Source organism: Pseudodesulfovibrio karagichevae, from assembly GCF_041414475.1.
Classification (GTDB): Bacteria; Desulfobacterota; Desulfovibrionia; order Desulfovibrionales; family Desulfovibrionaceae; genus Pseudodesulfovibrio; species Pseudodesulfovibrio karagichevae.
This window is the reverse complement of the sequence record NZ_JBGLYH010000031.1, coordinates 1-16124: the sequence shown is the minus strand read 5'-3', so window position 1 is coordinate 16124 and position 16124 is coordinate 1. Positions and strand designations below refer to the sequence as shown.

Below are 16124 nucleotides of genomic sequence, written 5' to 3'. Positions count from 1 at the left end.
CCTCCTTAGCTGACAGTCAGCGATTTAAAGACGTCTTCCATTTTGTTCAGGGCCTCGTCAAGCAGATCCATGGGGATGTTCAGGGCGGGCTCGAAGCGGATGCACCGGGCGTTGGTCAGGGTTCCGGCGGTGATCACGCCGCGCGCGAACAGGCCCGACGCCACATGGTAGCCGATCTCGTCGTCCACGAAGTGCATGCCGATGAGCAACCCCATGCCGGTGACCTTGTCCAGGATGCCGGGGTGCCGTTCGGACAGCTCCTGCAGACGTTTTTTCACGTATTCGCCCTTCTGGGCGGCCTGGGCGGGCAGGTTCTCCTCGTGCATGACCGTGATGGCGGCCAGGGCCGAGGCGCAGGCGATGGGGTTGCCGCCCGTGGTGGTCGTGTGCATGAACGGGTTGGGCTCCATGACCTCCCATATCTTGGGGGTGGAGAAGAAGCCGGACATGGGCACTACGCCGCCGCCCAGCGCCTTGCCGAAACACATGATGTCGGGCTGCACGTCCCAGTGGTCCACGCCGAAGATCTTGCCCGTGCGGCCGAAGCCGGTCTGGACCTCGTCCGCGATGAGCAGCACCTCGTACTTGTCGCAGACCTCGCGCAGGCCGGGCCAGAAGTCGTCCGGCGGCACGATGGCCCCGGCCTCGCCCTGGATGGGCTCGGCCACCACGGCGGCGATGTCGTCGCCCACGGCGGCCGCATACTTCAGTTCGTGCTCCACGGCCTCGACGTCGCCGAAGGGCACGTGGCGCATGCCCTCGAGCAGGGGCAGCAGCGGGGCGCGGTAGTCGTTCTTGCCCATCAGGGACAGGGAGCCCAGGGTCTTGCCGTGGAACCCCTTGAGCATGGAGATGAACCCCTTCTTGCCGGTGTAGAACTTGGCCAGCTTCATGGCCCCTTCCACGGCCTCGGTGCCGGAGTTGGCGAAGAAGCCGTACTGGATGTCGCCGGGGGTCAGCTTGGCGATGACCCGGGCGAGCTTGGCGCGCAGGGGGTCGAGCATCTCCTGGGAGTACTGGGGCGAACGGTCGAGCTGGGCCTTGACCGCCTCCACGATCTTGGGATGGCGGATGCCGTAGCTGTACAGGCCGAACCCGCCGAGGATGTCGATGAACTCGCGGTCCAGGGCGTCCTTGAGGATGGACCCCTGGCCCATCCATTCGGTCACGGCGAACTCGCCCGCCTCGGTCACGGACTTGCGGTACTCCAAAAATCCCTTGTTGATGTAGTCGCGGAAGTTCTCCACGGTCTCGGTGGCGATCTGGCGCCGCTCCTCCAGGGAGACTGTGCCTACGGGCTTCATAATAATATCAATGAATTCGGTTGCTTCTTTAAACGCTTCGTCGATGTTACGGGTCATGATTCCTCTCCGGTTTCTGGTGATGCTTCGGGATTTCGGTCAGGGGGTGAGGGGCGGCTAGGCCGCGGGACCGTCCCGGGGATCCTCCAGGAGTTGGCCCTCCACGACGGTCTTGACGATCTTGATCTCGCGGATGGACTCGGGGGGAACTTCAGTCGGGTCGGCGCTCAGAATCACCAGGTCGGCGATCTTGCCCGGTTCGATGCTGCCGCGTTCGGCCTCGTCAAAGGAGCTGAAGGCGGCGTCGGTGGTAAACATGCGGATGGCTTCCATGGGGGTCAGGCGCTCCTCCTCAATGGGATGGAGCACGGCGGTCTGGATGCCGACGAGCGGGCCGTGCGGGGTGACCGGGCAGTCCGAGCCGCCGGTCATGATCACGCCGTTGTCGAGCATGGTCCGGTAGGGGTGCATCCAGCGCAGCCTGTCCCAGCCGAAACGTTTCTCGTAGTCTTCCATGTCCACCAAGTAGTGGATGAACGCGGGCTGCATGCCCGCCAGGATGCCCGCACGCCCCATGCGCTCCACCTGGTCCACGGTCGGAATCTCGCAGTGCTCGATGCGGTGGCGGTGGTCGCCGCGCGGGAAGGCCGCGATGGCCTTTTCCATGGCGGACAGGACCTGTTCGATGGCCTTGTCGGTCTCGCAGTGCACGGCCACCTGGAGCCCGGCCTTGTGGGAGGCGAGGACGAAGGCGTCCATCTCCTCCTGGGTGTAGTTCAGGGTGCCGCAGTTGCCGGGCCGGTCGCAGTAGGGCTCGAACAGGGCGGCGGTGTAGGCGTCGATGGCCCCGTCCGCGCAGATGCAGCCGCCGATGCGGGTAAGCCCCATGCCCACGGTCTCGTCCACGTCCATGACTTGGTTCCAGAGGACCACGTTGACCGGGAGCTTGTCGAGGTTGTCGAGGACGATGCGGGTGTCGCCGGGGCCGAAGCCGCCGCCCTCCAGGCAGTGCAGGGTGGTGATGCCCTGTTTCAACGCCGCCTCGCACGCCTTGCGGAAGCTTTCGAGCTTGACCTCCACCGGGGTGCGCGAGGACACGGCCGGGAAGATGAAATCGGGCGCGCCGGGGTCGCGGACCACGCCGGTGGGCTCGCCGTTCGGCTTGAGGTCCATGCCCGGCAGGTCGGCGGGGGGGGACAAGATCTCGAGCGCCAGGGAATTCAGTGAGCACATGTGCCAGGAGGAATGCACGATCATGACCGGATGGTCGGCGCAGGTCGCGTCCAGTTCCTCCTTGAGCGGCATCCGCTTTTCCTTCAGGGAGAAGTCGTTGAGGGTGTAGCCGAGGACCCAGGCGCCGGGCTTGGCGGTTTTCGCCGCCTCCCCGACCTTGTCGAGCACGGTTTTGAGGGTCTTTGTTCCCTGGAAGTCGATGCCGTTCAGGACCTGGCCGGTCAGGCCGAGGTGCTGGTGGGTGTCGATGAAGCCGGGCAGCACGGTCCGGCCTTCGAGGTCGGTGACGGGCCAGCCCGCCTCGACGAGGTCGGCCATGTCGCTGTTTGCGCCGACCCGAAGGATGCGGCCGTTTTCCACGGCCATGGCTTGGGCCCGGGATTCCCGGCCGTCCATGGTGATGACGTTTCCGTTTGTCAGCAAATAATGATCTAGCATGATGAGTAGGGCGGCCGGGGTACGGTCCCCCGGCCGCCGGGTTGGATGATTAACGGGTCTTTACCATGGTCCAGATCTGGTCGTACATCTTGTTGTCGGTGCCCAGGTCCTTGATGAACTGGATCTTGGGCATATAGGACTTCTCCGGGTAGATGGCCGGGTTCTTGAAGTCCTCGGGGGTGATGTACGGGTAGGCCGCCTCGTTCGGGGTGGCGTACTGGGTCCAGTTGGACAGCTTGGCGCCGACCTTGGGCTCGAGCACCCAGTTGATGAACTTGTAGGCCAGGTCGGGGTGCGGGGCGCCGATGGGGATGGACATGTTGTCCACCCAGCCGATGGTCCCTTCCTTGGGGTTCACGAAGGCGCAGGTGTCCGGGTTGTCGGCCACGGCGCGCAGGGCGTCGCCGTTGTAGACGATGGCGGCCACGGCGGTGCCGGCCACGACCTTGGAGCGGCCGCCGGTGCCCACGTCGAACCCGGCGAAGTAGTCGGATTTCTTGGCCTCAAGCATCTTGTCGAGGAGCTTCTTGAGGTCCGCCTTGTTGGTGGTGTTCACATCCATGCCCATGGCGCACTGGGCGCAGCCGAGCATCTCGCGGATGGAGTCGACGAAAATGAACGGGCCCTGGCGCTTGGCCGGGTCGAACATGACCGACCAGGAGCCGTCGAAGTCCTTGAGCTTGTCCTTGCGGTACATCATGCCGAGCGTGCCCCACTGGTAGGCCACGGTGTACTTGTTGCCGTCGTCCCAGGCGGGGTTGATGAAGGTCGCTTCGAGGTTCTTCAGGTTGGGCAGCTTGGAGTGGTCGAGCTCCTTGAGGAGGTCCAGCTTGATCATGGCCGGGATGATGTAGTCGGACGGGACGACCACGTCATACTGGTTCTTGCCGCCCGCCTGGAGCTTGGCGACCATCTCTTCCATGGATTCGTAGTATTCCACGCGCACCTTGATGCCCGTGTCGTGTTCGAAATCCGTCAGAAAATCTTCGGGCATGTACTCGCTCCAGATGAGCAGGCGCATTTCCTCCGCCGCGAAGGCGGACGGCACCATGACCATGACCATCAGGATGGCCAGCAGCAGTTTACGCATCATCTCTCTCCTTTTCATTGAAACTGTTGGAAATTTTTTGCGAAGCGATCACCAGTATGATGGTCACCAGCAAACCGACCGTGGACAGGGCGTGGATCTTCGGCGTGATGCCGCGATGCACTTCCGCATATATGTAGAGCGGCAGGGTCACCGAGGTGGGCCCGGCCGTGAAGAAGCTGATGATGAAGTCGTCGAGCGACAGGGTGAAGGCGAGCATGGCCCCGGACACGATGCCCGGCGTGAGCATGGGCAGGATGACCTTGCGCAGGGTGTACCAGTTGGACGCGTAGAGGTCGTGGGAGGCCTCCTCGATCTCGTTGTTGAAGGCCGCCAGGCGGGAGCGGACCACCAGGGCCACGAAGGCCACCTGGAAGGTCACGTGGCCGATGATCATGTTCAGCATGCCGGGCTCGAAGGCCGAGGAGACGTAGCGCAGGGAGGCAAACGCGATGACCAGCGCGCCCGCGAACACGATCTCCGGGGTGATGACCGGCATGTACAGGTTGAATTCGAAGAAGGCCGAGGTCTTCTTGGACCACGGGAACCGGCTCATGCCGATGGCCAGGGCCGTGCCCACCACAGTGGCGATGACCGTGGAGACCAGCCCCAGGAACAGGGTGTTGCCCACGGCCTCGAGAATCTGCTCGTTCTGGAAGAGCTCCAGGTACCATTTCCAGGTGAATCCGTGCCAGGTCAGGCCGAAGCGGGAGTTGTTCACCGAGAACGAGGCCACGGCCATGAGCGGGATGTACAGGAAGGCCAGGGTGCCCAGGGCCACGGCCGGGATCAGGATCGGCTTGCGTTGGTGCTGCATCCTAGACCACCTCCATTTTTTCGCCCTTGCGGCGGAAGACGAACAGGCCGACGAGGGTCAGAAGCATCAGGGCCAGGGAAACCGCCGCGCCGAAGGGCCAGTCGCGGCTCTTGCCGAACTGCTGCTGGATCAGGTTGCCGACCAGCATGTACTTGGCCCCGCCCAGGAAGTCCGGGATGAGGAACATGCCCATGGCCGGGACGAAGGTCAGGATGGCCCCCACGGACAGGCCGGGCAGGGTCTGGGGCAGGATGGCCTGCATGAACACGCGGCGCCGGTTGGAGTAGAGGTCGTAGGCCGCCTCCACCAGGGACCAGTCGAGCTTTTCCACGCTGGAATAGAGCGGCAGGACCACGAAGGGCAGGAAGGCAGAGATCATGCCCAGGTACACGGCGAACTCGGACGGGTAGAGCGGGTTGCCCGCCGGGATCAGCCCGAGGGCGGCCGCGAGCTTGGCCACGGGCAGGTCCGGGGAGAGAACCAGCTGCCAGGCGTAGGTGCGGATGACCAGGTTGGTCCAGAACGGGATGATCACCAGGGTCAGCCAGACGTACCGGGAGGTCTTGGGCTTGCGTGCGATGTAGAAGGCCAGTGGGAAGGCCAGCGCCGTGCAGATGGTGGTGGTCACGAAGGCCACCCACAGGGAGCGGGCCAGGATGATCAGGTAGTCCGGGCTCCAGCCGAACATGCCGTACCCGGCCAGCCGGGAGAAATTCTCGAAGGTGAAGACCCACTCGATCTCGCCGTAGCCGCCGCGCGTGGCGAAGGACAGCGCGATGAGCGCGAGCGCGGGCACGGTCAGGAAGATGAGGATCCAGAACAGGCCGGGCGTGACCTGGAGCAGGCCGCGCCGCCGCAGCGCCGAGCGGGTGGTCAGCTCGCCGTACCAGATTTGGGTGTCGTGTTGTTGCTGGTCGCTAGTCATCGATGGCCACCAGCGCGTCCTTGAGCAGTTCGACCCAGACTTTGTCGCCCACCTGGAGCTTCTTGTGCGGGGCGCAGCGCATGCGCAGCCCGGCCGGGTCCAGGGTGATGTCCAGGAAGTTGCCCCGGTAGAAGGTCTCGGTGACCGTGGCCAGGACGCCGTTGGTCTCGGGCTCCTGGTCGCGCAGTATGATGCCCTCGGGCCGGATGACCAGGGCGCCGCGTTTCCACTGGGGCGGGGAGGGTACGGTCAGCCTGCCCGCGTGGGTGACGATCAGGTCGTTGCGCCGCTCGGCCTCGAGGATGTTGGCCGTGCCGATGAACTCGGCCACGAAGCGGCAGTTGGGGCGGTCGTAGATCTGTTGGGGCGAGCCGTGCTGCAGCACCTCGCCGTCCTTCATGACCGCGATGCGGTCGGACACGGTCAGGGCCTCGTCCTGGTCGTGGGTGACCAGGATGAAGGTCTTGTTCAACTGCTGCTGCAACCGCCGAAGCTGGATCTGCAACTGGGTGCGCAGCTTGGCGTCCAGGGCGGACATGGGCTCGTCCAGCAGGAGCAACTCGGGCTCGCAGACCAGGGCGCGGGCCATGGCCACGCGCTGCCGCTGGCCGCCGGACAGCTGGTCCGGGTAGCGGTCCTTGAAGTTGGTCAGTTCGAGCATTTCGAGGATGTTGTTCACCCGGGTCCGGATTTCGCCCTCCGGAACCTTCTGGGAGCGCAGGCCGAAGGCCACGTTGTCCGCGTTGTTCATGTGCGGGAACAGGGCGTAGCTCTGGAAGACCGTGTTCACCGGACGTTCGTTGGCGGGCTTCTGGGTGATGGGCAGGCCGTTGAGGAAGACCGAACCCGAGTCCGCCTGTTCCAGTCCGGCGATGATCCGCAGCAGGGTGGTCTTGCCGCAGCCGGACGGGCCGAGCAGGGTGAACAGCTCACCCTTCTGGACGGTCAGGTCGACGTTCCTCAGGGCTTGTACATCCCCGTAGCTCTTGTGGACGGCATACGCTTCAAGGGTCATATCTTTCCTCCTATTGGGCGGCCGGGACGGGCGGTACGCCCGATTCATCCCAGCCGCGCAGGCGATAGTATTCATTGAGGAGGAGCGCGTACTCCTCCCGGGTTATGACCTGCCCGGTGGGCAGGGCCTCGTGGAGCTTCCTGGGAAGTTGATCGTCGTCGGGGGTCAGCCCCTCGCGGATGTTGAACCGGCGGGTGTCGTCCACCACGCGGGCCGCGGCCCGGCGCAGGGAGGGTTCGTCCCAGGAAGTCCCGGTGACCAGGGTCAGCAACCGGACCAGAGTGGCCCAGTCGTACATGTCGCGGTAGAAGCGGCACAGGATCAGGCAGTCGAACACGACCAGCCGGTCCTCGAAATCTATGAGCAGGTCGGCCTTGCCCTCCACGGCGTCAGAGGAAATCATCCCGGACAGCTCGGCCTTGTAGAAGGTGGTCCGCAGGTGGCAGGCCCCGCGCGGGGAGGTCCCGTAGGTCAGCCCCATGCCCTTGAGCACGCGGGGGTCGTACCCGGCGGGCTCCAGTCCCTTGACGTGCACGGCCATGTCGGACAAGCCGAGCCGGGCCGCGCCCTTGACGATGCCGTCGGCCAGGATGTCGCCCAGCCCCTCGCGGCCCGCTATCTGTTCCAGCAGGGCGGAGATGGAGTCCGCGTCCCCGTAGGTCAGGGGCGCGTCCAGGCGGCCTTGGCTGGAGGCCTCCGCGACCATGGCGCAGAGGTTGCCCGCCGAGATGGTGTCCAGGCCGAGGCGGTCGCACAGGTCGTTGAGGTGGGCGATCTCGTCGATGTTGCGGACCATGCACAGCCCGCCGAAGGCGTAGATGGTCTCGTACTCCGGGCCCTCTATGGTCAGCCCCTTGTGCGGGCCGCTCTTGATGCGCGCCTTGCGGCCGCAGGCCATGAAGCACTTGAGGCAGGCGTGGGGCGTGACCTCGTGCTGCTCGTGGAAGACGTCGCCGCTGATGCGCTCCCAGTGGTCGCAGGTCCCGGCCGACCAGTAGCGGCTGGGGAACGCGCCCACGGTGTTCATCAGGGCGACCATCTGGGTGGTGCCCCGCGCCCGGTACGCCTTGACCGCCGGGGAGTCGCCGTGGGCCTCCCGGAATTCCCTGGCAAAGGCCTTCAACCCCTCGGGGTCGGCCACCTCGCGCTTGCGGTCCCCGGCGAAGACCAGTCCCTTGATTCTCTTCGCGCCGAGCACCGCGCCCAGGCCGCATCGTCCGGCGCTGCGCCAGTAGTCGTTCTCGATGACCGAGAAGGCCACCAGGTTCTCGCCCGCCGGACCGATGACCATGGCGCCCGGGCGGCCGTACCCCGCGCCCCTGGGGGCGTAGTCCTGGATCAGGGCGTCCTCGGCGGCGTAGGTCTCCAGCCCCCTGAGGTGCGGGGTCTCGTGAAAATCGCAACCGTCCGGGTGGATGGCCAGGACGGTCAGCGCGTCGGCCGCGCCGGTCACGACGATGGCGTCGAAACCGGCCCGGTCGATGGCCTCCGGGGTTTTGCCCCCGGAGTAGGATTCCGCGTAGAAGCCGGTCTGCGGCGACTTGGAGAAGACGCCGTAGCGGCTGGCGCCCCAGGCCGACGTGCCGCAGCACGGGCCCGTGGCGATGACGAACCGGTTGTCCGGGGCGAGCGGGTCCACCCCGGCCGGGTTGTGTTGAAGGAGCAGGCGCGTACCCAACGCCTTGCCCCCGGGCAGGGGCAGGCCGGCGTCTCCGAGCGGCTCTATGGAAAAGGTCCGTTCGGAGACGTCGATGAAGAGTATGCGTCCGTGAATGCCGTGCACCGTCTGCTACCCCTTGGTCACTTCGGCGAAGGCCGCTTCCAGGACGGACAAGCCCTTTTCCAGCTCGGCGTCGCTGATGACCAGCGGCATGAGCGTGCGGATGACGTTGCCGGAGTGGCCGCAGGACAGGATGATCAACCCGTTTTCGCGGCACTTGGCTACCAGCGCCTTGGCGATGTCCGGGGCCGGGGTCTTGGCCGCCTTGTCGTGGACCAGCTCCATGGCCAGCATGGAGCCCAGGCCGCGCACGTCGCCGATGCAGTCGTACTGCCTGGCCAGATCCTCGAAGGCGGCGCGGACCTTGGCGCCCAGGGCCTGCGACTTGGCGACCAGGTTCTCGCTCTCGACCACGTCGAGCACGGCCAGGGCCGCGGCGCAGCTCACCGGGTTGCCGCCGTAGGTGCCGCCCAGGCCGCCCACCTGGGGCGCGTCCATGAGCTCGGCGCGGCCGGTGCAGGCCGAGATGACCGTGCCGCCGCCCAGGGACTTGGCCGAGGTCAGCAGGTCCGGGATGACGTCCCACTGCTCGATGGCGAACAGGCTGCCGGTGCGGCAGATGCCGGACTGGACCTCGTCGATGATCAGCAGGATGCCGAACTCGTCGCAGATCTCCTTGATGCGCGGGAAATATTCCTTGGGCGGGACCACGAAGCCGCCTTCGCCGGCCACGGGCTCCAGGATCACGGCGGCCACGCCCTCGGGGTTGACCATGTCCACGAAGCTCTTCTTCAGCAGCTCGGCGCATTCCATCTTGCAGCCGGGGTAGGAGCGGCCCACGGGGCAGCGGTAACAGTAGGCGTAGGGGATGTGGTAGACCTCCGGGGCGTAAGGCCCGAACCCGGCCTTGTAGGGCATGACCTTGGCGGTCAGGGTGGAGGCCAGCAGGGTGCGGCCGTGGAAGCCGGAGGCGGAGGCCACGATGGCCTGGCGGCCGGTGGCCCGGCGGGCGACCTTGACCGCGTTCTCCACGGCTTCGGCCCCGGAGTTGACCAGCACGGTCTTCTTGGCGTGGTCGCCGGGGGTCAGGGCGTTGAGCTTCTCGGCCAGGGCCACGTACCCTTCGTACTGGAAGACGTGGTAGCAGGAGTGCAGGAGTTTGCCCGCCTGCTCGCGCACGGCCTCGACCACTTTGGGATGGCAGTGGCCCACGTTGTTCACGCCGATGCCGCCCGCGAAATCGATGAATTCCCTGCCTTCCACGTCGGTGACGGTCGCGCCTTTGGCGCTCGCGGCGAAAATGGGACCGGCATTGGAAACCCCTCTGGGGACGGCCGCCTCTCTTCTCTGTTGCAGTTCCTTGTTGGTCATGATGTATCCACCAAATATATTGTAAGAGTTGAAGTCGAAAACCGAATCTCTTAAAGCAAAGGCCGATCCGTGTTGTGGTAAATTAATGATTACGATGTGTTATGCATAAGTTGCGGCGAATGCTCGGTTTTCCGATGATTCAAAATTGCATCACTCAAAACCGACAACATGTTGAAAATATAAAATAAAAGTTTGATTCAAAATTAAATCAAATGAAATTTTAACAATAATGTCACTGGATTTTTGCACTTAGGACTCAACCGGACGAAAAATGACCTTCTCGTTGCAAAAAAGTCAGACACCGTCTTCACCTCCCGATAATCAGCGGGTAAAATGACAATATTGGTAAAATTGTTATATTGAGAGAAAGGCCGATTCAAATATGAATCAAGAATTGTTCAGCTTGTACCGTTGCATCTTGCGCACCACGGTGGGCTGGCTGACGCCGAGGAATCCGGCCATCTCGCGGGTGTTGGCGCAGGCTTCCATGGCCTGGCGGAGCATGCGGCGCTCCAGCCGGGCCACTTCCTCGGGCAGGGTGCCGTTTTCCATCACGGCGTCTTCCGTGTGATCGAAGAGGTCCCGCAGGTAGTCGTCGAGCAGGTCGTCCTCGCAGATGACCACGGCCTTCTTGATGATACCGATGAGCTCGCGGACGTTGCCGGGGAAGGGATACGACTGGAGCCGCTTCATGCCCGCCGGGCCGATGCGCTTGTTTGTCCGGAAGGCTGCGTTGAATTGCTTGAGATAGTGGTTGATCAGCTCGAACACGTCCTCGGGCCGCTTCTTGAGCGGCGGGATGCGCACGGTGAAGGTGTTCAGCCGGTAGAGCAGGTCGCGGCGGAAGGCCTGCTTGTTCACCTGGGCCTCCAGGTCGCGGTTGGTGGCGGCCACGATGATGCAGTCCATGCGCTTGGGCTTGCTCGCCCCCAGCGGGTAGTACATGTGGTCGTCCAGGCAGTTGAGCAGTTTGGCCTGCATGTCCAGCGGGATTTCGCCGACCTCGTCCAGGAAGAAGGTGCCGCCCGAGGCCAGCTCGAACAGGCCGGACTTGCCCTGTTCGGACGCGCCGGTGAAGGCCCCTTTCTCGTAGCCGAACAGCTCGGCCTCGAACAGGGTCTCGGGCAGGGTGGCGCAGTTCACCTGGATGAACGGCTTGCCGCGCCGGGGGCTGGTGTCGTGGATGAACTTGGCCAGCAGCCCCTTGCCCGTGCCGGAGTCGCCCATGAGCAGGATCTCCGAGGTCTCGAACTGGGCCAGCTTCTGGGCCGTGGCCATGGCTTTGCGCATGGCCGGGCTCTCGGCCACCACGCGGCTCTTCTTGAGCTCCATGAGGGACATGCCGGTCAACTCTGCCTCGGCCTTTTCCTTGGCCTTGCGGGTCTGGGCCAGGGTGGTGCGCAGTTCGTTCAGGTCGGTGATGTCCCGCTCGTTCAGGACCACCAGCCGGATGCGGCCGTCGTCGTCGAAGGTCGGCGTGCCGGTGACGATGAGCTGCCGCCCGGTGCGCGTGACCTTCTGCAGGACCGAAACGCGGCGTTTCTTGCGCAGCACTTCCAGGGTGGCGGACTGGTCGATGGTCCCGTTGTCCACCAGGGCGGCCACGGGCTTGCCGATGACCTCGTCCGCCGAGATGGAGTTGAGGCTCTCCGAGGCGGTGTTGATGTTCAGGACCACGCCGTTGCCGTCGGTCAGCCAGATGCCGTCGCTGGACGCGTTGAAGACCGCCTCCATGTGTTCGGCCAGGGTGCGGTAGGTGGCGGTCCGGACCACCTGGTCCGGGCCCGGTTCGGGATGGAGGGTGAGCAGGCTGCCCACGTTCTCGCCGTTTATGACGATGGGGCTGCGAGACACCGTGTTCACGGTGCCGTCGGGTAGCTCAACGCGCGTGTCCGCCTCTTCCGGCTGCGCATCGCCGCTGACGAACTCGCCGGGCAGCACCTGGACCACGGGCAGGCCGTGCATGCGTCCCGGCCCGAATCCGAAGGTCTGCTCCGCGCAGGGCGTGGCGTAGGCGATGAGCCCGGACGTGTCGGCGGCCAGGGCCGCGACGTCCAGTCGGTTCAGGATGGAATGAAAGGGGATATCCACGGGGTTGGTCTCGGGCACGCCGCTCTCCTGCCGGTTTTGATGCAACAATGAATCTTATTTTCGGGTTTAGCGCATTCCCTGTGGGAAGTCATCAAAAAGTCACGGTCGCTTGCGCTTGATATGTTTGATTTTAATAAAAAAGTTGAGGGATTGGACCCGATTCGCCGACGTCCTTTGCGGCCGCTCCGGACAGGGGGGCGAGGGGGGCTTGGGGAAATTGGGACAGCCCAGTCAATAATGGACACTGCCTAACGCCTCGTATATGGTGAGCGCCTATTCAGCAACAACTTGGGAGAGTTCGTGCAGAGAATCCTCGTACTGGGCGTGTGTCTGACGCTGTTTCTGCCGGTGGTGGCCTTTGGCGGCGATTTCAACATGCAAGCCATTGTCTACCCCCCTTTGGTCTATGCCGATCAGGGCAGGCTGTGGGGTGTGGCTCCCGAGATGGTCCTCGAGATCCAGAAAATCGTGGGCGACGGCAGCCCGTTGAGGGAGACGCCCTGGCTGCGCGGCTACGAGCAGGCACAGAAGCAGCCCCGGCAGGCCCTGTTCGCCATTGTCCGCATTCCGGAGCGGGAAAGGCTCTTCAAATGGGTTGGCCCGATCTTCGGCGAAGGGGACTATTTCTTCAAACACCGGGGATCGCCCCTGCGGGTCGAAAACCTGGACGAAGCGCGCCGGGTGGAGCGCATCGCCGTGCGCAAGGACGGCTACACCCACCAGGCCCTGGCCGCCCGGGGGTTCACCAACCTCGACGTGGGGCCGACCTACGAGTCCAGCTACCGTAAGCTGGTCGAGGACCGCGTGGACCTCGTGCTCATGGGCGAGCGCACCTATTACTATATGGTCAAGAAGGCCGGCCTCGACCCCGCGGAGTTCGAGCGCACGGACTGCAAGTTCGGCGACTCCGCCGCCTGGCTCGCCTTCTCCCTGGACGTCCCGGACGAAACCATCCAAAAATGGCAGCACGCCCTCGACTCCCTCAAGGAAAACGGCGTCTACCAGAAGATCATGGAACGAAATTTCACGCCATAGACGTGAAGGCCGAAGAACAAAAAAGAAGCCCCGCCGTGCACTACACGGCGGGACTTTTCGTTTTCTTGGTGGAGACGAAGAGATTTGAACTCTAACGAAAGCCCCGCCTATTCTCACAGAGCTATCGGAGAAGGAGTTTGCCGTGGCTTTGGACGTGCCGGAGTCATTGAAACGGCATTCTACTGAATAGATTGTTTGAATCTGCTTCAATCGCCATTTGCTCTGTGATATAGCCCATGTTATGTTTTGTTGTTGTATCTATGTGACATCAAAGAGTTTTTCTTGCATCCTTCGGATTTTTATAACCCAAGGTGTGAGGACTTCATGATTCTGTCTGATGCTATCCATGTTTTTTTGCGTCATTGCCGTCTTGAAAGAGGGTTGTCTGCGTTGACCATGACAGCCTACCAACTCGATTTGAAACAGTTTCAGGAAGAGCAGCAGGGGAAGGCGGAGGGGGTTGAGGACATAGATAAGCAGTCCATCCGTGAATATTTAAGCTGGCTGGATGAAAATTATAAACCTCGCAGTATAAAGCGGAAGCTCGCAACGCTGAAATCCTTTTTCACGTTTCTTGAGCAAGAGGAGTTCATTGAGGCGTCTCCGTTCCGAAAGCTTCGCCTCAGGCTTGAGCGCGCTAAAAGCCTGCCGCGCACGTTATCCGCATCCTCTGTCTCCAAGCTTCTTCAAAGTGCGTACACGGAGCGAGACCGGGCACCACGCGACTCCGGGGCCTTTCTGGAGGCCACCAGAGATATCGCGGTCCTGGAAACACTCTTTTCGACCGGTGTCCGGGTATCGGAACTCTGCAAGTTGCGAGGGGCCGACGTGGATCTCATACACCGCCATATTCTCGTGATGGGAAAGGGGAAGCGGGAGCGGATCATCCCCATATGCAATCAGGCGATCTTGCAGGCGTTAAAATGCTATCGGGACTGTTACGCCATGCATGTGATGCCGGAGTCGGCATTTTTCCTGAACAGGGGCATGCGGCCGCTTTCTGACCAGTCCGTACGGCTGATCATCAAGAAATATCAGAAGAAGGCATGCATCCCCGAGAACGCGACCCCGCACATGTTCCGGCACACCATAGCCACTCTTTTGTTGGAGAACGGAGTGGACATCAGAAACATCCAGACGTTGCTGGGTCACAGCTCCCTGGCGGTCACAGAAATTTATACGCATGTGAGCTTGTCGGCTCAGAGGGAAGCGCTAGGCCGGAAGCATCCGAGGGGAGGGCTGAAGATGGAGGGACGTCATCGATAACTAAGAATTATGAGCTTCGACACACTTCTCTGGAAACCATTGTTGGAAGCATCCGCACAAACAATTGTCGGTGCTATCGGAGGGTATGCCTTTTCAAAAGCTTTGGAGGCAGCTCTGCGTAAAAATTTATACCAAGGACCTCTAGATTTTTGGATGCGAGGCATTCAGCAAGGAGGAGCCGCAGAAGGAGACCAAGTCTATATTGATGGACTCTTGTCCCCATATATCCAATTGTTTCCAGGGAATCCTTTCGGAAACGCTAAGAAGTGGAGAAACGTTTATGAGTTCGAAGGTAAGATTGATAACGAAAAATACCAAGCAATGGAATTCTTGAACGGGAGTGACTCTTCATTAAGACTGAAAAGTCTAAATGGAGAGAGTCTTGTCGGTCTCTTTGCTAGATACGGATATATTGGCGAGGGATTACTTGGAGTGGTTTCAACAACGTACTTAAGAAAGGTACTCCCGGACTTCTTCCACCGAGATTTTTTTGGGCGAGTTGCTCGGGTTGGTGGCAGGATATCGCGCTGTCCAACTCAACATGGTTATATTTTACAAGGCATTGCAGCACAGGCTGGCGTTAAGATCGACACCACCAAATATAGGGATCTTTTCTACTTGCAGGTAAATTCGATTGCGCTACGTAGAAAGCCCCATGAAGCAACCTGTAGCCTCCTTGACTCGCAGTGGTCATTAACCGATAGCCAGGAAGAACAATATCTACTTGAGTATGGTCACTTTAATGACCAAAGCGAACTAAGGTTTTGCACCGATAGACTTAGATCAAGACCACAATGGAATAGGACGAAAGTGTATTTTGATGAAATGACCGCAGACTCGGCTGAGGTCGCCTTTTCCAAAATATTCATTTGATAAATTTTTTCAAGTATGGCGGCAAATACAAATAGAAATTAATGAAATTTGGATTGTATATTTTGAATTCACCATTGCTACTCATAGTGAATTGATCAAGATTACAAATCTTATCATGACATTGAGATAGCTCTTTGTTTTTGCCCCACATTGTTAATATATGAAATGCGCCAGGATACTCTGGAACTGTGACCATAGAGGCCGCTTTTGTTAGATGTCCAGGGATTCGCTTGATTGCACCATTAATAACATAATCATCATATATATTTCTATAAATCAAATCTGAGCATATTCCCACTGGTGAAAGCAAATTCTCGAATATATTATAATAATCTATTCCTGTTGATTCTGATACGGAGAACAGATCAAAACAGTCGTTTACTATAAGGTCATACTCGCGATCGCAATAAGGTAAATACTCTTCATATTTTTTCTCGACTATATTCAATCTCTTGTCTTCAACAATGAATTGTCGCTCAGGATACACAGACATGGTTGTCTCAATGACATTCATATCGTGATCAACTAAATCTATCGCCGTTATTGAATTGTATTTTAATAACTCCTCAGCTGCAAAAAGGCTACCACCACCAATAATTAGCGCATTTCTTGGCCTTTCTATGAAGCTGCATGGCAGATGGGTAATAGTTTCATGGTAAAACGGTGACCAATATTCAACATGTTGTACTTCACCGTTAATTACAAGAACCCTCCCGAAATCATCAGAGCGAAAATACTGAATTTTTTGTAAGCTGTTTTGGATTTCTACTATTGGTTCTAAATTCGATAACCAGACTGCCCCAGGTATCAATTCGCAAAAGTCCTTCATAATTCTTAGTTATCGATGACGTCCCTCCATCTTCAGCCCTCCCCTCGGATGCTTCCGGCCTAGCGCTTCCCTCTGAGCCGACAAGCTCACATGCGTATAAATTTCTGTGACCGCCAGGGAGCT

At 60.6% G+C, this 16124-nt stretch carries 13 protein-coding genes; 3 read left to right on the top strand and 10 right to left on the bottom strand.

What is annotated here, in order from left to right; translation table 11 throughout:
• Window positions 1-5 precede the first annotated feature (5 nt).
• From AB6M95_RS11515 to AB6M95_RS11475, 9 genes are all read right to left on the bottom strand, one after another.
• Window positions 6-1361, bottom strand: coding sequence for a putrescine aminotransferase (locus tag AB6M95_RS11515; protein WP_371386898.1), 1356 nt, complete (start codon window positions 1359-1361; stop codon window positions 6-8).
• Window positions 1362-1418: 57 nt separating this feature from the next.
• On the bottom strand, window positions 1419-2957 hold the full coding sequence (locus AB6M95_RS11510; protein WP_371386897.1) for an amidohydrolase: 1539 nt from the start codon (window positions 2955-2957) through the stop codon (window positions 1419-1421).
• Between the two features lie 64 nt (window positions 2958-3021).
• Window positions 3022-4062 carry a polyamine ABC transporter substrate-binding protein gene (locus AB6M95_RS11505; RefSeq protein ID WP_371386896.1) on the bottom strand — a complete coding sequence of 347 codons (1041 nt, stop codon included), beginning with the start codon at window positions 4060-4062 and terminating at the stop codon, window positions 3022-3024.
• Window positions 4055-4876, bottom strand: coding sequence for an ABC transporter permease (locus AB6M95_RS11500; RefSeq protein ID WP_371386895.1), 822 nt, complete (start codon window positions 4874-4876; stop codon window positions 4055-4057). Before AB6M95_RS11500 ends, AB6M95_RS11505 begins: the two co-directional genes overlap by 8 nt.
• A 1-nt stretch (window position 4877) precedes the next feature.
• Window positions 4878-5801, bottom strand: a complete 924-nt coding sequence (locus AB6M95_RS11495) for an ABC transporter permease (protein WP_371386894.1) — start codon at window positions 5799-5801, stop codon at window positions 4878-4880.
• Entirely contained in the window at window positions 5794-6816 is a 1023-nt protein-coding gene (locus AB6M95_RS11490; protein WP_371386893.1) for an ABC transporter ATP-binding protein, read from the bottom strand. Before AB6M95_RS11490 ends, AB6M95_RS11495 begins: the two co-directional genes overlap by 8 nt.
• Before the next feature lie 10 nt (window positions 6817-6826).
• A complete protein-coding gene (locus tag AB6M95_RS11485; RefSeq protein WP_371386892.1) occupies window positions 6827-8599 on the bottom strand; it encodes an aldehyde ferredoxin oxidoreductase family protein in 1773 nt (590 codons plus the stop codon).
• A gap of 6 nt (window positions 8600-8605) precedes the next feature.
• On the bottom strand, window positions 8606-9907 hold the full coding sequence (gene gabT, locus AB6M95_RS11480; RefSeq protein ID WP_371386891.1) for a 4-aminobutyrate--2-oxoglutarate transaminase: 1302 nt from the start codon (window positions 9905-9907) through the stop codon (window positions 8606-8608).
• A gap of 387 nt (window positions 9908-10294) precedes the next feature.
• Window positions 10295-12016 (bottom strand): sigma 54-interacting transcriptional regulator, encoded by a 1722-nt coding sequence (locus tag AB6M95_RS11475; protein WP_371386890.1) that lies wholly within the window; start codon window positions 12014-12016, stop codon window positions 10295-10297.
• Window positions 12017-12298: 282 nt separating this feature from the next.
• Between AB6M95_RS11475 and AB6M95_RS11470 the strand changes: the two genes are divergently transcribed.
• The 3 genes from AB6M95_RS11470 to AB6M95_RS11460 all read left to right on the top strand — a co-directional run bounded on the left by AB6M95_RS11470 (window position 12299) and on the right by AB6M95_RS11460 (window position 15172).
• On the top strand, window positions 12299-13033 hold the full coding sequence (locus AB6M95_RS11470; RefSeq protein ID WP_371386889.1) for a substrate-binding periplasmic protein: 735 nt from the start codon (window positions 12299-12301) through the stop codon (window positions 13031-13033).
• A gap of 324 nt (window positions 13034-13357) precedes the next feature.
• Window positions 13358-14299 (top strand): tyrosine-type recombinase/integrase, encoded by a 942-nt coding sequence (locus AB6M95_RS11465; RefSeq protein ID WP_371386888.1) that lies wholly within the window; start codon window positions 13358-13360, stop codon window positions 14297-14299.
• 9 nt (window positions 14300-14308) lie between these two features.
• Window positions 14309-15172, top strand: a complete 864-nt coding sequence (locus AB6M95_RS11460; protein ID WP_371386887.1) for a hypothetical protein — start codon at window positions 14309-14311, stop codon at window positions 15170-15172.
• On the opposite strand, the gene AB6M95_RS11455 is transcribed toward AB6M95_RS11460, so the two are convergent.
• On the bottom strand, window positions 15165-16001 hold the full coding sequence (locus tag AB6M95_RS11455) for a spermine/spermidine synthase domain-containing protein (RefSeq protein WP_371386886.1): 837 nt from the start codon (window positions 15999-16001) through the stop codon (window positions 15165-15167). The genes AB6M95_RS11460 and AB6M95_RS11455 overlap by 8 nt on opposite strands.
• Window positions 16002-16124 lie beyond the last annotated feature (123 nt).

Coding starts and splice junctions, on each gene's coding strand:
- AB6M95_RS11455 (WP_371386886.1), bottom strand. CDS start 16,001: ATGAAGGACTTTTGCGAATTGATACCTGGGGCAGTCTGGTTATCGAAT.
- AB6M95_RS11500 (WP_371386895.1), bottom strand. CDS start 4,876: ATGCAGCACCAACGCAAGCCGATCCTGATCCCGGCCGTGGCCCTGGGC.
- AB6M95_RS11505 (WP_371386896.1), bottom strand. CDS start 4,062: ATGCGTAAACTGCTGCTGGCCATCCTGATGGTCATGGTCATGGTGCCG.
- AB6M95_RS11490 (WP_371386893.1), bottom strand. CDS start 6,816: ATGACCCTTGAAGCGTATGCCGTCCACAAGAGCTACGGGGATGTACAA.
- AB6M95_RS11515 (WP_371386898.1), bottom strand. CDS start 1,361: ATGACCCGTAACATCGACGAAGCGTTTAAAGAAGCAACCGAATTCATT.
- AB6M95_RS11465 (WP_371386888.1), top strand. CDS start 13,358: ATGATTCTGTCTGATGCTATCCATGTTTTTTTGCGTCATTGCCGTCTT.
- AB6M95_RS11460 (WP_371386887.1), top strand. CDS start 14,309: ATGAGCTTCGACACACTTCTCTGGAAACCATTGTTGGAAGCATCCGCA.
- AB6M95_RS11495 (WP_371386894.1), bottom strand. CDS start 5,801: ATGACTAGCGACCAGCAACAACACGACACCCAAATCTGGTACGGCGAG.
- gabT (WP_371386891.1), bottom strand. CDS start 9,907: ATGACCAACAAGGAACTGCAACAGAGAAGAGAGGCGGCCGTCCCCAGA.